The organism is Streptomyces sp. NPDC048275 (assembly GCF_040652275.1).
Lineage (GTDB): Bacteria > Actinomycetota > Actinomycetes > Streptomycetales > Streptomycetaceae > Streptomyces.
The window spans coordinates 1-19,209 of the sequence record NZ_JBEZLR010000002.1 but is presented as its reverse complement, the minus strand read 5'-3'; the positions used below and the strand labels follow the sequence as shown (position 1 = coordinate 19,209).

The 19,209-nt window shown below is 69.6% G+C and carries 14 protein-coding genes; 8 read left to right on the top strand and 6 right to left on the bottom strand.

All coding sequences use genetic code 11. The features are described 5' to 3' along the window. The first annotated feature begins 225 nt into the window (after window positions 1-225). Window positions 226-468 carry a hypothetical protein gene (locus tag AB0D57_RS01400; RefSeq protein ID WP_362065719.1) on the top strand — a complete coding sequence of 81 codons (243 nt, stop codon included), beginning with the start codon at window positions 226-228 and terminating at the stop codon, window positions 466-468. 5 nt (window positions 469-473) lie between these two features. Here AB0D57_RS01400 and AB0D57_RS01395 read toward each other — a convergent pair whose 3' ends face one another. Next, the gene (locus AB0D57_RS01395) at window positions 474-1,256 is read right to left on the bottom strand and encodes a 4'-phosphopantetheinyl transferase superfamily protein (RefSeq protein WP_362065717.1); all 783 of its coding nucleotides are present in this window, start codon (window positions 1,254-1,256) and stop codon (window positions 474-476) included. Further along, the gene (locus tag AB0D57_RS01390; RefSeq protein WP_362065715.1) at window positions 1,204-2,112 is read right to left on the bottom strand and encodes a metallophosphoesterase; all 909 of its coding nucleotides are present in this window, start codon (window positions 2,110-2,112) and stop codon (window positions 1,204-1,206) included. The genes AB0D57_RS01395 and AB0D57_RS01390 overlap by 53 nt, the downstream gene beginning before the upstream one ends. A 311-nt stretch (window positions 2,113-2,423) precedes the next feature. Here AB0D57_RS01390 and AB0D57_RS01385 point away from each other — a divergent pair, with 311 nt between their 5' ends. Both AB0D57_RS01385 and AB0D57_RS01380 read left to right on the top strand, forming a co-directional pair. Continuing rightward, a complete protein-coding gene (locus tag AB0D57_RS01385) occupies window positions 2,424-3,578 on the top strand; it encodes an ATP-grasp domain-containing protein (RefSeq protein ID WP_362065713.1) in 1,155 nt (384 codons plus the stop codon). A 134-nt stretch (window positions 3,579-3,712) separates the two neighbouring features. Beyond that, a complete protein-coding gene (locus tag AB0D57_RS01380; RefSeq protein WP_362065711.1) occupies window positions 3,713-5,392 on the top strand; it encodes a carbohydrate binding domain-containing protein in 1,680 nt (559 codons plus the stop codon). A 27-nt stretch (window positions 5,393-5,419) separates the two neighbouring features. Here the strand turns inward: AB0D57_RS01380 and AB0D57_RS01375 are convergent, their stop codons facing one another. From AB0D57_RS01375 to AB0D57_RS01360, 4 genes are all read right to left on the bottom strand, one after another. Further along, window positions 5,420-6,310, bottom strand: a complete 891-nt coding sequence (locus tag AB0D57_RS01375; protein WP_362065709.1) for a sulfotransferase — start codon at window positions 6,308-6,310, stop codon at window positions 5,420-5,422. A gap of 178 nt (window positions 6,311-6,488) precedes the next feature. After that, a complete protein-coding gene (locus AB0D57_RS01370; RefSeq protein ID WP_362065707.1) occupies window positions 6,489-9,536 on the bottom strand; it encodes a glycoside hydrolase family 38 C-terminal domain-containing protein in 3,048 nt (1,015 codons plus the stop codon). Window positions 9,537-9,563: 27 nt separating this feature from the next. Next, window positions 9,564-10,901 carry a 6-phospho-beta-glucosidase gene (locus tag AB0D57_RS01365; RefSeq protein WP_362065705.1) on the bottom strand — a complete coding sequence of 446 codons (1,338 nt, stop codon included), beginning with the start codon at window positions 10,899-10,901 and terminating at the stop codon, window positions 9,564-9,566. Then, window positions 10,898-11,665: a DeoR/GlpR family DNA-binding transcription regulator gene (locus AB0D57_RS01360; RefSeq protein WP_362066157.1), complete on the bottom strand. Its 768-nt coding sequence runs from the start codon at window positions 11,663-11,665 to the stop codon at window positions 10,898-10,900. The genes AB0D57_RS01365 and AB0D57_RS01360 overlap by 4 nt, the downstream gene beginning before the upstream one ends. 125 nt (window positions 11,666-11,790) lie before the next feature. Here AB0D57_RS01360 and AB0D57_RS01355 point away from each other — a divergent pair, with 125 nt between their 5' ends. The 5 genes from AB0D57_RS01355 to AB0D57_RS01335 all read left to right on the top strand — a co-directional run bounded on the left by AB0D57_RS01355 (window position 11,791) and on the right by AB0D57_RS01335 (window position 18,957). Next, complete coding sequence (locus tag AB0D57_RS01355; RefSeq protein WP_362065703.1) at window positions 11,791-12,828, top strand: carbohydrate kinase family protein; 1,038 nt, start codon at window positions 11,791-11,793, stop codon at window positions 12,826-12,828. An 82-nt stretch (window positions 12,829-12,910) separates the two neighbouring features. Further along, window positions 12,911-14,197 carry an extracellular solute-binding protein gene (locus AB0D57_RS01350; RefSeq protein ID WP_362065701.1) on the top strand — a complete coding sequence of 429 codons (1,287 nt, stop codon included), beginning with the start codon at window positions 12,911-12,913 and terminating at the stop codon, window positions 14,195-14,197. 1 nt (window position 14,198) lies between these two features. After that, window positions 14,199-15,161, top strand: coding sequence for a sugar ABC transporter permease (locus tag AB0D57_RS01345; protein WP_362065699.1), 963 nt, complete (start codon window positions 14,199-14,201; stop codon window positions 15,159-15,161). 11 nt (window positions 15,162-15,172) lie between these two features. Next, window positions 15,173-16,039 carry a carbohydrate ABC transporter permease gene (locus tag AB0D57_RS01340; RefSeq protein ID WP_362065697.1) on the top strand — a complete coding sequence of 289 codons (867 nt, stop codon included), beginning with the start codon at window positions 15,173-15,175 and terminating at the stop codon, window positions 16,037-16,039. After that, window positions 16,039-18,957 (top strand): glycoside hydrolase family 2 TIM barrel-domain containing protein, encoded by a 2,919-nt coding sequence (locus tag AB0D57_RS01335; protein ID WP_362065695.1) that lies wholly within the window; start codon window positions 16,039-16,041, stop codon window positions 18,955-18,957. The genes AB0D57_RS01340 and AB0D57_RS01335 overlap by 1 nt, the downstream gene beginning before the upstream one ends. Window positions 18,958-19,209: the final 252 nt, after the last annotated feature.

Genomic DNA, 19,209 nt, shown 5'->3' with positions numbered 1-19,209 from the left:
TTCCCAGGCCGCCGTATGGGCAGCTCACGGGCCTCCGCGAAGGAGGCCCCAGCTCTCCTCTCCAGCCTAGGGCGCTCGTCCCACGAGGGATTTCCGTGAGGTTTCACCCCCGCTAAGCGGGCGAACCTCCAGGGACCGATACGGGATTGTCAGTGCCGGACGGCAAGCTGGGGTCGGGGAGTGCCATGCACCGCTTCGACCAGCCGACCCGGGGAGAGCCGTCCGATGCCGACCGCCGTACTGACCGACCACGAACGCGCCGCTGTGCAGGCCTATCTGCGTCTCCTCCATACCGTTCGAGCCACTTTCGACGGTACACCGGACGGGCCTCGACCACCCGTCGTGCCGCCCTCCGCACTCGCCGAGGCGGAGCAGGCACTGGCGGCGGCCGGGCTCGCAGGCAACGAGGAGGAGTTCTTCCGGCTGCTGCACAGCTGGTGTCCAAAGCCCGGAGGCCGCCTGGCCTGAGGCTGTCAGCCGCGGACGGCGTGGGGCACGGCGACGGCCGTGGCGACCAGGCCCCGCCGGATGGTCCAGCGCCCGTCGAAGATCTCGATCCGCCGCCCGCCGACCAGCGGTCCCGGCACGAGGAGTTCGGCGCGGAAACCGCCGGACCGGGCGGGGCCCCACGGCCCTGCACCCGGTTCCTCAAGATCTTTCCTCTCGAGACTACTCCGCCCGTCGAGACCCCGCCCGTCGGGACCCCGCCGCTCGACGCCGCTGTCCGTGAAGAGCTCGATGTCCGCCTCGAAGAATCCCAGCCACTGCCCGGTGAGGGGGAACCACGCCTTGTAGACGGACTCCTTCGCGCTGAACAGCAGCCGGTCCCAGTGCACGGAGGGGTGCCGCACCGCCAGCCCCCGCAGACGGTCGCTCTCCGTGGGCAGGGCCACTTGGTCGATGACGTCCTCAGGGAGCTCCTCGTGGGTTTCGGCGTCGATGCCCAGGGAGGCGAGGTCGGTGGCCCGGGTGAGGGAGGCGGCGCAGTAGCCGGGGCAGTGCGTCATGCTGCCGATCAGCCCGGAGGGCCAGACGGGCGCTCCGCTCGCGCCGCGCGGGACCGGCTGCGCGGGCACGCCGAGCTTCTCCATGGCCCGGCGGGCACACGCCCGCACGGCGGCGAACTCAGCACGCCGCTTGGGCACGAACGGCGCCGCCTGAGCCGCTTCCTCGGGGTACAGCGTCGCGCCTCCGGCCGCGTCGTCACCGTGTGCTTCCACGGTCACGACCGAATCCGGGAGCAGCTCCTCGATCACCGGTTTCGACCTCCATCGGCAGTATGCGGCGCAGGGTCCCCGGCGGGCCCGAGCGGGCGCGCCACTCACGGGGGTATCCCACCGAGACCTCTTCGAAGCGGACACCCTCGTGATGGGTGGTCCGCGGGATGTGGAGATGACCGTAGACCATGACCTCGACACGGAATCGGCGGTGCCAGTCGGCGGTCAGCCGGGTGCCGCACCACATCGCGAACTCGGGGTAGCGCAGGACGTCGGTCGGGTGGCGGTCCAGCGGGTAGTGGTTGACGAGGACCGTGGGCAGGTCGTCGGGCAGTTCGGCGAGCCTGCGTTCGGTCTCGGCGACCCGGGCGTGGCACCAGGCATCGCGGCTCGGGTAGGGATCGGGGTGCAGGGTGACCTCGTCGGTGCAGATCACACCGGTCTCCTGGGCGTAGGCCATCCCCTCGTCCTTGGTCGCGCAGCCGGGCGGCAGGAACGAGTAGTCGTAGAGCAGGAAGAGCGGTGCGACGACCGCGGGCCCGCCCGGCCCCTCCCACACGGGGTAGGGATCCTCGGGCGTCGTGATGCCCAACTCCCGGCACATGGCGACCAGATGCTCGTAGCGGGCGACGCCACGCAGCTTCACCGTGTCCTTCGGGTGGGTCCACAGTTCGTGGTTGCCGGGCGCCCAGATCACCTTGCCGAAGCGGCCGGCGAGTGTTTCGAGGGCCCATCGGATGTCGGCCACGGTCTCCGCGACGTCACCGGCCACCAGAAGCCAGTCGTCGTCGGACTCGGGGCGCATCTTCTCCACCAGGGCGCGGTTCTCCGCGTACCCGATGTGCAGGTCGCTGATGGCCAGCAGGTTTCCATGTCCGCCGACCGTCGACCGCACCTGCGCCACCTCCGAGAAAACGAATGGAAACACAAGAACACATTCGCCCCCATGGAACAAGAACGGCCCGCCCCAAGGCCGGATCCCGCGCATCGCGAAGGCCTGATCCACGGCATCCGAGCGCCCGCGATCGCCTTCTCCGGGAATCCGTAACACGCCTGTAGCGTCACACCCGGCCCGCGCCCCTTATGATCGCCCCAACACGACCGTCTCGAACCTCCTTTGGCGTCCGGCGGTTTCGTGTACCTCCCTCTCCCCTGGCCGGGCACGGCCTGCTTCGCCGTGCCCGGGAACCGTGAAAGGCGGCCTGCATGGGCTCTCGCGTACGCGTCTGGCTCAACCGCACGTACGCGGAGAACGTGTTCTTCATGGATCAGCTGCGAAGTAATCCGCAGCTCCGTCCGGTCGAGATCCATGCCACGCACGGCGATCCCGACTCTCCCGTACTGGCCGCGGCCGACACCGCGGCCATGGAGCCGGAGGGCCTCTCCCCCGCCGCGTACGTCGAGTACGCCCTCGACCAGTGCGCCCGCCACTCCATCGACGTGTTCGTGCCGGTCCTGCACCAGTCGGCGATCGTGGCGCATCGCGCGGAGTTCGCCGCGATCGGTACGGCCCTGCTGGCGCCGCCCGCCGAGGCGGTGGCCGTCTTCCAGGACAAGGCCACCGCGTACCAGGCGGTCCAGGCGGTGGGCGTGCCGGTGCCGCCGTGGTGGCGGGTGCGCACCGAGGAGGAGCTTCTCGTGGCGGTCGAGGCGCTGGAGGCCGCGGGTCACAAGGCCTGCTTCAAGCCGGCGGCGGGGGCGGGCGGGGTCGGCTTCCGCGTCATCACGCGCGCCCCCTTCTCCCTCGCGCACCTCAACGGATTTCCGAGTCCGTATGTGCCGCTGAGCCTGGTCCAGGACGCGCTGCGGGAGACGGACGAGCCCGTCGACTGGCTGGTCATGCCGCTGCTGGGGCAGCCGGAGGTGTCCGTCGACTGCCTCACCGGGCCCGACGGCCGGGTCCGCATGGCCGTGGGCCGCACCAAGAACGGGCGCCGCCGCGGCTTCACCCTCCACCCCTCGTGGATCGAGCCCGCGCGGCTGCTCGCGGAAGCGTTCGGGCTGCACTATCTGACGAACATCCAGTTCCGGATGTACGGCGACGAGCCGGTCCTCATGGACGTCAACACCCGCCCGGCGGGCGGCCTGCACCAGCTCTCGCAGTGCGGCATCAACGCGCCGTGGGCCGCTGTGCGGTTGGCGCTCGGCGAGGAGCCGGGCGAGGTGGTACCGCCGCTGCTCGGGCAGGACTACACCGTGGTCTCAGGACCCCGTCCCGTGCGTCCGGTGTCGGTGCCGCAGCAGCGGACCGACGCGCCCACCCCCACCCCCACGCCCGCATCCACGCTGCCGGCCGTGCCCGCCCCCGCCATGGAACCCGCCCCCACCGGCGCACCCACCGCGGCCATCGCGCCCGCGTAGACAAACGCCACCCGCTCCGCCCACCGGTCTGGACCAATTTCCGCTCAGCACCTTGACAGCGGGATTGGTCCATACCAACTTGGTTGCGCACCCCTCAGCACTCCCGAACACCCCCATTTCTTCAGGGAGATCGTGTGCGCATCACAGACCTCGGACGTTCCAGACGTCGTTTCCTCGCCCTGCTCGGCACCGCCGCCCTGGCCCTGGCCGGCGCGGTCGCCCTCCCCACCACGGCCCAGGCGGCCAATATCCTGCCCAACCCCGGCTTCGAGTCGGGCAGCCTCTCCCCCTGGTCATGCACCGGCAACCTCGGCTCGGTCGTCACCAGCCCCGTGCACGGCGGCACCAAAGCCCTTGCGGGAGCCGCGAGTTCGAGCGACAACGCCCAGTGCAGCCAGACCGTCGCGGTCCAGCCGAACACGACGTACAGCCTGTCGGGCTGGGTGCGCGGCAACTACGTCTACCTCGGCGTAGACGGCGGCGCCTCGACCTGGACGACCTCCCCATCGGCGTACAGCCAACTCACCCTGTCCTTCACTACTGGTGCCGCGCAGACCAGCGCCCGGATCTATACGCACGGCTGGTACGGGCAAGGGACCTACTACGCGGACGACATCAGCCTGGACGGCCCGGGCGGCGGCTCGGACACCCAGGCGCCGACCACGCCCACGAACCTGACCTCGACCGGCAAGACCTCCTCCAGCGTGTCGCTGTCGTGGGGCGCGTCGAGCGACAACGTCGGCGTGAGCGCGTACGACATCTACAGCGGCTCGAACCGGGTGCTCAGTGTGTCGGGTACGAGTGCCACGGTCAGCGGGCTGTCGGCGAGCACCGCCTACACCTTCACCGTGAAGGCGCGGGACGCGGCCGGGAACACCTCGGCGGCGTCCAACACCGTGAGCGTCACGACCAACTCGGGCGGCGGCGACACCGGCTTCAAGCAGGCGGCGCCCTACCTCTACCTCGGCTGGGGCGACCCGCCGAGCGCGACCTCGGTGATGAGCTCCACCGGGATCAAGTGGTTCACGATGGCGTTCATCCTCTCCTCGGGCGGCTGCAACCCCGCCTGGGACGGATCGCGCGCGCTGACCGGCGGCAATGACCAGACCGTCATCAACTCGATCCGCTCCGCGGGCGGCGACATCGTCCCGTCGATCGGCGGCTGGAGCGGCAACAAGCTCGGGCCGAACTGCTCGACACCGGAGGCGCTGGCGGGCGCGTACCAGAAGGTGATCGACGCGTACGGGCTCAAGGCGATCGACGTCGACATCGAGAACACGGACGAATTCGAGAACGCGACGGTCCAGGACCGGATCCTGAACGCCCTGAAGATCGTCAAGGCGAACAACCCGGGCCTGCGCACGATCATCACCTTCGGCACCTCGACGACCGGCCCGAACTACTGGGGCGGCCGCCTCATCGACCAGGCCAAGGCCCTGAACGCGAACATCGACGTGTTCACGATCATGCCGTTCGACTTCGGCGGCGGTGCCGACATGTACGGCAACACCGTGGGCGCCACCGAGGGGCTGAAGACCAAGTTGAAGTCGGCCTTCGGCTGGGACGACGCCACGGCCTACGCCCACATCGGTATCTCGGGCATGAACGGGCTCAGCGACCAGCAGGAGTTGACGAGTCCGGCGATCTGGACCCAGATCCGTGACTGGGCGAACTCCCACCACATCGCCCGGCTCGCCTACTGGTCGGTCAACCGCGACCGGCCCTGCCCGGGTGGTGGTGTGGTGAGCAACTGCTCCGGCATCAGCCAGAACACCTGGCAGTTCACGTCCATCACGGCCGGCTTCACCGGCTGACGCGCACGGTGCGGGGGTACCCGGTCCTCAGCCGGCCGGGTATCCCCATGCTCGCGCCAACTCAGCGAGCCTGGGCGGGAGTTCGAGCCCCGGATCGGCGCTGCGGGCGGGTTGGACACGCCCCGACTTGATGGTCTTGCTCCAGTCGCCGAGCTGGGGGCGGAAGGTGCCGTGGTCCCGGGAGCCGTAGTCGAGCATGGTGCTCTCCCAGGGGACTCCGAGGTAGTCGCACACGCCGCGGGTGATCCGCTCGGGATCGGCGGTGAGCTCTTCGTACGTGATCACATGGGCGGTGTCGAGGCTCTGGCGGGCCTCTTCCAGCTTCTCGCTGTAGTGGAGAACCTCGCGGCGAATGGCCTCGTGGTCGGGGTTCGCGCGACGGTTGGTGAGGAAGCTGATCACCGCGGCCGGGTGGCGGAGCAGCACGATGAAGCGGGCGCTGGGCCAACATCGGTGCAGGCGCGGCCAGACAAGGGTGTTCGGCGGGGTCTTGTCCACGATGATCTGCTTGCCGCTGCGGCTGAGTTCGAGGTGCAGCAGCCGGTCCCACAACGTGTGCTCCAGCTCGACCTTGTCGAGTTCGAGCGCCTGCATGGCGGCCGCGGTGAAGTCGCGGGACATGGTGACGTGGAGGGTGCGCAGATGCATCTCGTGCGGGGCGCGGATCTGGCTGTGGCTGTTGAGCAGCACCCGCAGCAGGGTCGAGCCGGAGCGCACGGAGGAGAGCACGAACACGGGCGAGTCCACCAGGCGCGGGGCGCTCGGGGCGACGTACTTCCACTCCTCAGGGGCCTTGGCGGGGGTCCGGGGTGACGGCACGGCGTCCAGACCCCGCCGCGGTGGGCGCACGGCCTCCGCCACCAGCCTCCCCCGACGCTTGAGGCCCTTGCTGATCGCGGACATACGCGGGTCTCGCACCGTGACACCTCTCTCTCGACTCCCCCGCATCGCAGGGGTGACAAGCGAACTTCAGGTGTCGGGTAGGGAACGAGCCGCGGTCACGGCAGCCGCCAAACCTGCCGTGACCAGGCGCTTTACCACTTCCTTAATTCTTCATGGGAAGTACGGTCGGTCAGTTCTTCCGTACGGCCATCGGTCAGTTCTTCCGTACGGCCAGTCGCAGCGTCTGCACCTCGAAGGGGCGCAACTCGACCGGGACCGCGTCCCCGTCCGTGTCCGCCGCCGCCAGCGGTCGCTCCAGGAGGTCGGTCACCTGGGCCCCCGCGAGCGGGAAGCCCGTGCGCAGGGTGCCCCGGGCACGACCGCCGCGGGACTCGTAGAGGCGTACGACGACATCGCCCGAGGCGTCGTCGGCGAGCTTGACCGCCTCGACCGTGACGCCCTCGCCGTCGACCGAGACGACCGGCCGCGCGGGACCGGCGGAATCGGCCACCCGCAGCGGCAGGTTGAGCGCGTAGCCCTCCGCGATGGCGTCCTCGACGCTCGCTCCCGGCAGCAGGGCGTAGGTGAAGCGGTGCTTGCCCTGGTCGGCCTCGGGGTCGGGCACGCGCGGGGCGCGCACGAGGGACAGCCGGACGGTGGTCGTTGTACCGCCGTCCTCGCGGACCGTGCGGGAGACGTCGTGGCCGTACGTCGAGTCGTTGATGACCGCGACGCCGTAGCCGGGCTCGGCAATGTGCACCCAGCGGTGGCCGTAGACCTCGAACCGGGCCGCTTCCCAGCTGGTGTTGGTGTGGGTGGGGCGCTGGACGTGGCCGAACTGGATCTCCGCGGAGGAGTGCGGGGCGCGGATGTCCACCGGGAAGGCGGCCTTGAGGATCTTCTCCGCCTCGTGCCAGTCGATCTCCGTCTCGACGTCGATCCGGCGGCTGCCCGCCCGGACGGTGATCGTCTGCGTGATCCGCGAGCCCTTGCCGAAGGCGCGCTCCACCTTCAGGGCACCGAGCAGCGGGCCGTCCTCGACAACCGTCACGGACTCGGCGTCGAGCAGGTCCGTGTAGCGGTTCTTGTAGTGCTTGTCGATGTCCCAGGCGTCCCAGTAGTTCGGGAGGTCGCTGTGCAGTCTGAGCAGGTTGCCCTTGTCGGCGAGGACTTCGCGATCGGCCGTCAGGTCCCGTACCGAGGCCAGGGTGCCGTCCTCGGCCAACTCGACCCGGACGAGGCCGTTGTCGAGGACGCGGCCGCTGACGGTCACCGGCCGCGCGGGCTCGCCCGTGCCGAGCGGGGCGCTGCCGTTCGCGGGGACCTCGGCGTACATCGGGATGCCGACGGACGTCCGGACCACCTCGGCGCGGTCGACCGGGCTGGTGTTGAACACCCGGGTCTCGCCCGTGCCCAGCGCGGCCACGGCCTCGGCCGTGATCGCCTCGACCTCCTTCGCCACCCGCGCGTACTCCGCCTCCGCCTCACGGTGCACCCAGGCGATGGACGAGCCCGGCAGGATGTCGTGGAACTGGTGCAGCAGCACGGTCTTCCAGAGCCGGTCGAGCTTCTCGTACGGGTAGGAGTAGCCCGGCGCGTGCAGCGCGGCGGTCGTCGCCCACAACTCGGCCTCGCGCAGCCGGTGTTCACTGCGCCGGTTGCCCTGCTTGGTGCGGGCCTGTGAGGTGTAGGTGGCGCGGTGCAGCTCCAAGTACAGCTCGCCCGACCAGACCTGGTCCTTGGGGATCTCCTCGCGGGCGGTGGCGAAGAAGGCGTCGGGGTGCTCGACACGGACCTTCGCCGAGCCCTCCAGGTTCGCCAGCCGGCGGGCGCGCTCCATCATTTCGCGGGTGGGGCCGCCGCCGCCGTCGCCGTGCCCGAAGGGGGCCAGTGAGGTCGTACCGCGACCCTTGTCCTGGTAGTTGCGGACGGCGTGCGCCATCTCCTTGCCGGAGAACTCGACGTTGTAGGTGTCGACGGGCGGGAAGTGCGTGAAGATGCGCGTGCCGTCGATGCCCTCCCACCAGAAGCTGTGGTGGGGCAGCTTGTTGGTCTGGTTCCAGGAGAGCTTCTGGGTCAGGAACCACTCGTTGCCGGCGAGCTTGGCGAGCTGCGGGTAGGCCGCGTTGTAGCCGAAGGAGTCCGGCAGCCAGACGCCCTTGGTCTCGACGCCGAAGTGCTCGATGAAGAACCGCTTGCCGTGGATGAGCTGGCGGGCCAGCGCCTCACCGCCGGGCAGGTTGCCGTCGGCCTCCACCCACATGCCGCCGACCGGTGCCCAACTGCCGTCGGAGACAGCCTTCTTGATGCGCTCCCACACCTGCGGATAGTTGTCGCGCACCCACTCGTACTGCTGGGCCTGCGAGCAGGCGAAGACGAACTCCTCGTACTCCTCCGCGAGTGCGGTGACGTTCGAGAAGGTGCGGGAGGTCTTGCGCTTGGTCTCGCGGATCGGCCAGAGCCAGGCGGAGTCGATGTGCGCGTGGCCGACGGAGGACAGGGTGTGGGCGCTGGCGTGCGCGGGCTTGGCCAGGGTCGGCGCGAGAACCGCGCGGGCGGCGGCGGCCGTCCCGGAGATGTCGTCCAGGTCCAGCGCGTCCATCGCCCGGTCCAGCGCGGTCATGATCTCGTGGCGGCGCGGGTCGAGTTCGGCGAGTTCCAGCATCAGCTCGCGCAGCACCTGGATGTCGAGGTCGAGGTGCCAGACGTCCTCGTCGAGGATCGCGATGTCCGCGCGCTTGAAGGTGTAGAGCGGCTTGTCGCCCGCGGTGAGGCGGTCGCCGAGCGGGGTCGGGGCCGCGAAGTCATTGGCGAGGATGTCGGGGTTGGAGGCCGCCTCGACCAGGTAGTGGATCTCCTCGCCGCCCGTCGCGGGGTGGGCGATCGGCACGTACTGGTTCTGCGGGTTGACCGCCTTCAGCGGCACCCCGTCCGGCAGGTGGACGAGCGCCTCGGCCTGGTTTCCGGGCCAGTCCCCGACGAAGCCGAGGTCGAAGACGGCCTCGACCCGCTTGCCCGCCCAGTTCTCCGGGACGGACCCGCGCATCCGGAACCAGGTCGTGCCCCACGGCGGCCCCCAAGGGGTGTCCATCGCGAAGGGCTTGTAGGGCGCGGCGGCGGCCTCCGCGAAGGGGACGGGCTCGCCGGGCGCCTGCCAGGCCTCGACCTCGAAGGGCACCGAGGTGGCGTGGACGGCGGGCTTGATGCGCTGGTCGTGGACGCGTGCGACGCGCTCCTCGATCCGGCGGCGTTCGTCGTGCATAAGAGTCTCCAGAAAGGTGGAAAGCGCTTACTTAAGGTACGCCAGGCCGGGGTGGACCGAGGTGTATCCCTCGACCAGCCTGCGGGCCACGTTCACGGAGTCCACGAGCGGATGCAGCGCGAAGGCCTTCACGGCGGTCGTGCGCGCGCCGGACTCGGCCGCGGACAGGACCTCGCGCTCCACCGCCTTGACCGAACACACCAGCCCGGTGGCGTGGCCGGGCAGCGGGGCGACGGCGACCGGGTGGGCACCGTTGGCGTCGACGAGGCAGGGCACCTCGATGACGGCGTCCGCGTCGAGCACGCTGAGCGTGCCGCGATTGCGGACGTTGAGGATGAGCGTGGTGCGCTCGTCGCGGGCGATGGCCCGCATCAGGGCCAGCGCCACCTTCTCGTAGCCTCCGGAGAGGTCGTCGGCGTCACGTTCGCCCGCGCCCGCCGCGTCCCGGTTCTCGGCCATGTAGGTGGCCTCGCGTTCGGCGCGGGTACGGTCCCAGGCGGTCAGCGCGGCGGCCTGCGGGTGCTTCATCTCCTCGTAGAACCGGTCCTGCTGGTCGTGCAGGAACGCGCCGCGCGTCTTCTCCGCCTGCTGGTAGGCGCGGACCGTTTCCCGGTTGAAGTAGTAGTAGTGCAGGTATTCGTTCGGGATGGCGCCCAGGGACTGGAGCCAGTCGACGCCGAAGAGCTTGCCCTCCTCGAAGGAGCCCAGCAGCTCGGGGTCCGCGAGCAGGCGCGGGAGTTCGTCGCGGCCCGCCACGCGCAGCCCGCGCACCCAGCCGAGGTGGTTGAGGCCGACGTAGTCGATCCACGCCTCGCGGGGGTTGGCGCCCAGCACCGTGGCGATCCGGCGGCCGAGGCCGACCGGCGAGTCGCAGATGCCGATCACCCGGTCGCCGAGGTGGCGGGACATGGCCTCGGTGACCAGGCCGGCCGGGTTGGTGAAGTTGATGACCCAGGCGTCGGGGGCGAGCCGGGCCACCCGCCGCGCGATGTCGACGGCCACAGGGACCGTGCGCAGGCCGTACGCGATGCCGCCGGCGCCGACCGTCTCCTGGCCGAGGACGCCCTCGGCGAGGGCGACCCGCTCGTCCGCCGCGCGCCCTTCGAGGCCGCCGACGCGGATCGCGGAGAAAATGAAGTCGGCGCCGCGCAGGGCGTCGTCGAGATCGGTGGTGCAGGACACCTCGGGGGCGTCCGGGTCCCCCGCCGCCTGTTCGGCCAGCACGCGGGCCACGGCCGTCAGCCGCGCCGCGTCCACGTCGTGCAGCACCACATGGGTGACGCGGCCCTCGGCGTGGTCCCCGAGGAGCGCCCCGTACACGAGCGGCACGCGGAAACCGCCGCCACCGAGAATCGTCAGCTTCACGCCATATCCGCCTTTCCTGTCACGACCACTTGCACACCCGCTTCTTCCAACGAGGACCGCGTCGCCGGGTCCAGCGGGCCGTTCGTCACCACCACGTCGAGTTCCTCCGGCCCGCAGACCCGCGCCATGCCCGTACCCGGGAACTTCGCGCGGTCGGCGAGCAGGACGACCTTGCCGCCGGCCTCGATCATGGCGCGCTTGACCGGCACCTCGACGACGGTGGTGTCCATCACCTGCCCGCCGGGCCGCACCCCGCTGGTACCGAGGAAGAGCCAGTCGGCGTGCAGTTGCCGCAGGTTGTCCTCGGTGAGGAAGCCGACCAGGGAGCGGTATTCGCGGCGGACCATGCCGCCGAGCAGCACCAGCTCTATGTCCTCGTCGTCCACGAGCTCCTCGTAGACCACCAGATTGCTGGTGATCACGGTGATCCGGCGTCCGTGCAGCTGCCGGGCCAGCCGGTAGGCGGTGGTGCCGATGTCCAGCAGGACGGACTGGCCGTCCTGCACCATCGACGCGGCGTGCGCCGCGATGGCGTCCTTCTCGGCCACGCGGACCTCGGCGACCTCGGCGAAGGGCTGGTCACCCTCCTCCACGACCGCGCCGCCGTGCACCCGCGTGAGCAGGCCTTCCTCCTCCAGTTTCAGCAGGTCACGGCGGACCGTGGCGGGGCTCACACCCAGCTGTTCGGAGAGATCGGTCACGGCTGCGGGCCCGCCGGAGCGCAGGGCCCGCAGGATGAGTTGATGTCGTCGCTCTGCCAGCACACCGTGAACAGTACTCGTCATTCTCAATCATTTCTATGCTCAGTTCTGCTCGACTCTTGCCAAATTGGCTGGATGCGCGCACGATCCTGTGCACCGCTTGCAGACTTTTGACGAGAGGGTGTCCTGTGGGTGACGAACGGCCCGACGTGTTGCTGACGGGGCTGCTCTTCTACGACCTCGTCCTGACCGGGCTGGGACGGCCGCCGACCCCCGGCGAGGAGATCTGGACCGAGGGCATGGGCGTGAGCCCCGGCGGTATCGCCAACCTGGCCGTGGCGGCCTCCCGCTTCGGCCTGCGCACCTCCCTGGCCACGGTCTTCGGCGACGACCACTACGGCGCGTACTGCCGCGAGGTCCTCGCCGGCCAGGAGGGTGTCGACCTCTCCCTCTCGCGTACCGCCGACGGCTGGCACACCCCGGTCACCGTCTCCCTCGCCCACGGCGACGATCGGGCCCTGGTCACCCACGGCCAGGAACCGCCGTACTCGCAGGACGAGCTGATGGGCGACCCGCCCGAGGCGCGCACCGCCCTCGTGCACCTCGAGGCCGAGCCGCGCGGCTGGCTCGCCAAGGCCGCCGCGAACGGCACGCAGATCTACGCCGACGTCGGCTGGGACCCCACCCAGCAGTGGTCCCGCGACCTCCTCGACCAGCTCACCCTGTGCCACGCCTTCCTCCCGAACGAGACCGAGGCGATGGCCTACACGCGCACCGACAGCGCGGTCGCGGCCCTCGGCACGCTGTCCGAACTGGTGCCGGTCGCCGTGGTCACCCGCGGCGGCGACGGCGCGGTGGCCGTGGACCAGTTGACGGGCGAGTTCGCGGAGGTTCCCGCGCTCGACATCGATGTCCTGGACGCGACGGGTGCCGGAGACGTCTTCGGCGCGAGTTTTGTCGCGGCCTCGCTCGGCGGCTGGCCGTTGGAGGAGCGGCTGCGCTTCGCGGTGCTCGCCGCGGGCCTGTCCGTACAGAAGCACGGCGGTGCGCTGGCGGCACCCGGCTGGTACGGCGTCCACCGCTGGTGGCACTCGCTGCGGGATCCCGAACTGCGCAAGGCCTACGGCTTCCTGGCCGACCGCCTTCCGGCGGACCCGGGCCCGCCCGTCCAGCACGCTCCCGTCACTCCCCCCGACGCCACCCGTCGGCCGAGCACCCCCCGATGACCCCACGTAAAACCCCTTTCATCACCCCACGTATGACCCCTCGTACGCGAAGACCGAAAAGATCCGAAAGGCGGTGGGAGCAGTGCGGCTCTCACGAAGGGGCCTGCTGCGCGCGGGCCTGGCCACAACGGCCGCCACGGCGCTCGGCGGCCTGGCGACCGGCTGTGGCGTTCCGACCGGCTCGACCGGGCGGAACATGGTCCTGTGGTACTGGAGCGGCGGGCTGAGCCCAAAGGTCGTCCAGGATGCCAAGACCCGCTACGACAGCGCGGTGAACCTCCAGGCCATCCAGATCGGCGGCTACTACCGCTCGAAGCTGATGACCACCATGACCGGACGCGCCCACGTCCCGGACATCGCCGGGCTCAAGGGCGAGGACATGGCCTCGTACCTACCGAACTCCGACCAGTTCGTGGACCTGCGCACGCTCGGCGCCGACAAACTGAAGGACCAGTACCTGCCCTGGAAGTGGGATCAGGGCATCGCCGAGGACGGCTCGATGGTGGGCTTCCCGATCGACTGCGGGCCGGTCGCGCACTACTACCAGCCGGCCGTCTTCCAGAAGGCCGGACTGGCATACGAGCCCGAGGACGTCTCCAAGGAGCTGGCCACCTGGGACCAGTTCTTCGCGGCCGGTGAGCAGCTCAAGAAGCGCATCCCCGGCACGTTCATCCTCACCGACGCCCTGAGCGTCTTCGGCATCTCGGTCAACCAGACGACCAAGCGGTACGTCGACAAGGACCGGCACTTCATCGGCGACCAGGAGCATGTGCGCACCGCCTGGGACCGTGCCGTCGAGGCCACCCGCCGCGGCCTGGTCTCGAAGATCATCAACGGCACGGCGGACAACACCTCGGCCACCGAGCGGGGCCTGCTGCCGAGCCAGCTGAACGCCTCCTGGGCGGCCGGTGACATCAAGCTCAACGTACCGAAGACCAAGGGCAAGTGGCGGGTGGCCGCGTGTCCGGGCGGGCCCTCGAACATCGGCGGTTCGTTCCTCGCGATCACCAAGGCGTGCCGGGAACCGGAGAAGGCCTTCGAGATGATCACCTGGATGCTCGACGCGGACAACCAGGCCCAGGGCTTTGTCGACTCGGTGCTCTTCCCGTCGACTCCGGCGTCGTACGCCATGAAGAAGCTGCGCGAACCTGACGCGTTCTTCGGCAACCAGATCACCATGGACGTCTTCGGCCCGGCCGCGGAAAAGATCCCGGTCGCCTTCAACAGCCCGTACGACATCGCACTCAGCACCCCCATCAACGACGAGCTGCGCAACTTCTCCATCCTCGGCAAGGACGAGAAGCAGGCATGGAAGGACGCCATGAGCAAGTGCCGGCGCATCGCGGACCACCTGGGGGTGAGTTACTGACATGGCTACCGCACCTGTGGTCGACACGCCCCCCGCGGCCGTGGCCGCCGTCCCCGCCGTCCACCCCAAGAAGGGCATCCTGAGCTACTGGCGGCTGTACGCCGCGATCTCCCCCTTCTATCTGCTGTTCCTCGCCTTCGGTCTGATCCCCGTCGGCTTCTCCCTCTATCTGTCGTTCCACCGCTGGGACGGCCTCGGCTCGATGGAGTACGCGGGGCTCTCGCAATACCGCTATCTGCTGTCGGACAGCCAGTTCTGGACCTCGATCGGGAACACGCTCGTCATCTGGGCGCTGGCCACCATCCCGATGATCTTCCTGGCGATGGTCACGGCCGTGATGCTCAACTCGGCGGTCCGCTTCAAGAACGTCTACCGCTTCGCGTTCTTCCTCCCGAACGTCACCTCGATCGTGGCCGTCGCGATCATCTTCGGCTCGGTCTTCTCCACCAACTTCGGTCTGATGAACGCCTTGTTGGAGGCGGTCGGCCTGGACCAGGTGGCCTGGCTGAACACACCGTGGGGCATCAAGGTCGCCATCGCCACGCTGATGACCTGGCAGTGGACCGGCTACAACGCGATCATCTTCCTCGCCGGGCTCCAGACGATCCCGGGCGAGCTGTACGAGGCGGCGCGCATGGACGGCGCCGGGCCCGTACAGACCTTCTTCCGGATCACGCTGCCGATGATGCGTCCGGTGCTGCTCTTCGTCCTCGTCATCTCGACGGTCACCGGCCTGCAGACCTTCTCCGAACCGCAGGTGCTGCTGCAGACCACGGACAACAACTCGTCGTTCGCGGGCGGTCCGGGCCACTCGGGACAGACCATGGTCCTCTACTTCTTCCAGCAGACCTTCGACAACAACGACTTCGGCTACGGCGCCGCGGTGGCCTGGGGCATCTTCCTCGTCGTCATCATCTTCTCGATCATCAACTGGCGCCTGGTGCAGCGCCGGGGCGAAGACTAGGAGGCCCCACCATGGCATCAACCACCAAAGGCTCGGGGCGCACGTCCTCCATCAAGGGTGACCGGCGCCGGGGCATCGCCCTCCATCTGGTCCTGATCATCGGTCTGCTGGTCTCGGTCTTCCCGTTCTACTGGGCCGTGATCATGTCGACGCACTCGTCGACCGAGATCTTCTCCTACCCGCCGAAGCTGCTGCCCGGCTCGCACTTCCTCGAGAACGCCCGCCATCTCTTCGACAACATCGATTTCTTCGGGTCGATGTTCAACTCGCTGCTGGTCGCGACCTCGGTGACCTTCCTGGTCCTGTTCTTCGACTCGCTGGCCGCGTTCGTCTTCGCCAAGTTCCAGTTCCCGGGCCGCGGGGTGCTGTTCGCCCTGATGATGGCGATCTTCATGGTTCCGGGACAGCTCCAGGCGATCCCGCAGTTCGTGATCATGGCGAAGCTGGGCTGGATAGGCTCGATGACCGCACTGATCGTCCCGGCGGCGGCGAACGCGTTCGGCATCTTCTGGATGCGCCAGTACATGAAGAGCGCGATCCACGACGAGCTGATCGACGCGTCGAAGCTCGACGGGGCCGGCTTCCTGCGCCAGTACTGGCATGTGGCGCTCCCGGTCGTCCGGCCGGGCCTCGCCTTCCTCGGCATCTTCACCTTCATGGGCCAGTGGAACGACTACGCCTGGCCCCTGATCGCCCTCACCAACCCCGACAACGTGACCCTGCAGGTCGCGCTGTCCCAGCTCAACGGTGTCCATGGCACCACCGACTACGGAATGGTCATGACCGGCGCACTTCTCGCCCTCATCCCACTGCTGATCGTCTTCGCGATCGGCGCCAAGCAGATCATCGCGGACCTCGGCAAGGGGGCCATCCGCTGATGACGGACCCGCTCTTCGCGCTGCGCCCCTGGGAAGCACCTGAGGTGACTTCCTGGGGGCGTTTGCCCATGAACGCCCTGGACCGGCGGGCGGATGCCCTGTCGCTGGACGGGGACTGGCGCTTCCAGCTGCTGCCCTCGCCGGCCGCGCCGCCGTCCGACACCTGGTCCTCCCAGCAGGTCCCGGGCGCCTGGACCATGCAGGGCACCGACGACCTGCCGCAGTACACCAACTTCACGATGCCCTGGGGCGAGTTCCCGCCCACCTCTCCCGCCGCGAATCCGACGGGCGTCTACGAGCGTGAGGTCGACGTTCCCGCCGAGTGGGCCGGACGCCGGATCGTGCTCCAGGTCGGCGCCGCCGAGAGCGTGCTGCTGGTCCATGTGGACGGGCGGCCGGTCGGCGTCTCCAAGGACTCCCATCTCGCGGCGGAGTTCGACCTCTCCGCCGTCGTACGCCCCGGAGCACGCTCCCGGCTGCGGCTGACCGTGGTCAAGTGGTCGGACGCCTCGCACATCGAGGACCAGGACCAGTGGTGGCACGCCGGGATCACCCGCTCGGTGCTGCTGTACGCCACCGATCCGCTGCGTCTCGCCGACGTGACCGTGCGGACGCGGTGCGACGGCGGGCTGCGGGTCGACTGCCAGGTGCGGGACGCGGGGGGTGCGCTGCCGGACGGGTGGTACGTCACCGGGGAGCTGGACGGCCACCTCCTCACCCAGGACGCGGAATTCGAGCGGTTCAAGGAGGAGGACGACCGGGTCTCCGACTTCCTCGGCGAGGCCCGCCTCACCACCGTCGTCGCCGATGTCCGCCCCTGGACCGCCGAGACACCCGAGCTGTACGCCCTGACCGTCCGGCTGCACCGTGCCGACGGCTCGGTCGCCGACACCTCGCGCCACCGGGTGGGCTTCCGCGAGGTCGAGATCCGCGGCCGGGACCTGCTCCTGAACGGCGAGCGGGTCTACATCCGAGGCGTCAACCGGCACGACTTCCATCCGCTGACGGGCCGCACGGTGTCGTACGACGACATGCGCGCGGATCTGGAGCTGCTGAAGCGCTTCGGGTTCAACGCGATCCGCACCGCCCACTACCCGAACGACCCGACCCTGCTCGACCTCGCCGACGAGCTGGGTTTCTACGTCGTCGACGAGGCGAACATCGAGGCGCACGACCACGCCCACGAGATCGCCGACGACCCCCGCTATCTGAACGCCTTCGTGGACCGCGTCTCCCGCATGGTCCTGCGCGACAAGAACCATCCCTCCGTCATCATCTGGTCGCTGGGCAACGAGTCCGACTACGGCGCGAACCACGACGCCGCGGCGGGCTGGGTGCGGCGCCACGACCCGACCCGGCCCCTCCAGTACGAGGGCGCGGCCAAGCTCGACTGGGCCGATCCGTCGCTCGCGTCCGATATCGCCTGCCCGATGTACGCGCCCCTGGAGGACTGTGTCGCGCACGCCCTCTCCGGCGAGCAGACCAAGCCGCTCATCTGGTGCGAGTACTCCCACGCCATGGGCAACAGCAGTGGCACGCTCGCCGAGCACTGGGTCGCCATCGAGTCGACCCCAGGGCTTCAGGGCGGTTTCATCTGGGAGTTCTGGGACCACGGCATTCTGCAACGCGTGAGTGACGGAAGACCGGCCGGGCGCGGTGGCGCCGGGCTGTATGACAACGGTGTCGCGGCACCGGGCCACCGCTGGGCGTACGGCGGCGACTTCGGCGAGACGATCCACGACGGCGCGTTCATCGCCGACGGGGTGGTCTTTCCCGACCGCACGCCCAAGCCGGTGATGTACGAGCACCGGGAGATCGCGGCGCCGGTGCGGCTCGCCCACGTCGGGGGCGAACTGCGGGTGAGCAATCACCAGCACTTCCGCGGCCTTGCGTGGCTGGCCGCCGAGTGGCAGCTGTCGCTCGCGGACGGCGGCACGCTGACGGCGCCGGCCGAACTGCCCGACGTACGGGCGGGTGAGTCGGTGGTGGTGCCGATGCCGTTCGCGCTGCCCAAGGACGGTGGCGAGGCCTGGCTGACGCTGCGGGTGACGACGGCGGACGAGGAGGCGTGGGCGCCGCGGGGTACGGAGGTATGTATGCCGCAGGTGAGGTTGCGGGCGGCGGAATCCGAGACTCCGGTGACGCTGGACGCCCCGGCCGTGGAGGTCGCCGAGGACGGGCTGCTCGTCCATCCGCTGCTGACGTCGGCCCCCGTGCTGTCGCTGTGGCGGACGCCGACCGACAACGACGAGCTGGGCGGCATGGCGGCGCGCTGGCGGGCCTGGGGGCTCGACACGCTCGAACGCAAGGTCGTCGACGTACGCCGTGAGGGCGGGAGCGTCACCGTGGTCGCCGAGTACCCGACCATGGCGGGCGTCGTGCGTCACGAGCAGGTGTTCACGAGCGTCGAGGGCGGGGTGCGGGTCGAGGAGACGGCCGAGCTGCCGGAGGGGCTCGACGATGTGCCCCGGGTGGGCTCGGTGTTCGAGACGGTCGCCGGGCTCGATGTCCTGGAGTGGTACGGGCAGGGCCCCTGGGAGTCCTATCCGGACCGGAGCGCGGGCGCGCCCGTGGGGCACCACTCCGTCGCCGTGGACGAGTTGTTCACTCCGTACCTGCGTCCGCAGGAGAGCGGCGGGCGGCACGGGGTACGCCGGTTCACGCTCTCCGCGCCGGACGCCACGGGGCTCGCGGTCGCGTTGGACCAGCCGCGGCAGGTGACCGTGACCCGGTACCGGGCCGAGGACCTGGCCGCCGCCACCCACCACGACGAACTCGTCCCGCGCCCCGGCTGCGTGGTGCACCTCGACGCGGCCCACCGGGGCCTGGGCACGGCCTCGTGCGGGTCGGACACCTCGCCCGGCCATCTGATCGGGACCGGCATCCACCACTGGTCCTGGACGCTGCGCGTGCTCTGACCTCGTACTCACGGCACCCGGCGTCGGCCCGACTCGCACCTTCACCGACCTGACTCACACCTTCACTGTCCCTTAGACCGACCGGCAATTGGAGGGTGGGAGAAGGAGCGGGGTCTGGTGCGTGCAGCTGCAAGGCGGAGGAGGGAGTGATGGCGGAGCCAGGTCCATGTGGTGATGACCACGGCGGGAGTTGGGAAGCGACTCGATCACGTCCGGACTCGTGCGCCGGTTTATCGACAGCGCCTTGCCCTG

Bases quoted from the DNA above. Each gene is read 5' to 3' on its own strand.
- AB0D57_RS01340 (WP_362065697.1), top strand. From the start codon at position 15,173: ATGGCATCAACCACCAAAGGCTCGGGGCGCACGTCCTCCATCAAGGGT.
- AB0D57_RS01370 (WP_362065707.1), bottom strand. From the start codon at position 9,536: ATGCACGACGAACGCCGCCGGATCGAGGAGCGCGTCGCACGCGTCCAC.
- AB0D57_RS01400 (WP_362065719.1), top strand. From the start codon at position 226: ATGCCGACCGCCGTACTGACCGACCACGAACGCGCCGCTGTGCAGGCC.
- AB0D57_RS01335 (WP_362065695.1), top strand. From the start codon at position 16,039: ATGACGGACCCGCTCTTCGCGCTGCGCCCCTGGGAAGCACCTGAGGTG.
- AB0D57_RS01385 (WP_362065713.1), top strand. From the start codon at position 2,424: ATGGGCTCTCGCGTACGCGTCTGGCTCAACCGCACGTACGCGGAGAAC.
- AB0D57_RS01345 (WP_362065699.1), top strand. From the start codon at position 14,199: ATGGCTACCGCACCTGTGGTCGACACGCCCCCCGCGGCCGTGGCCGCC.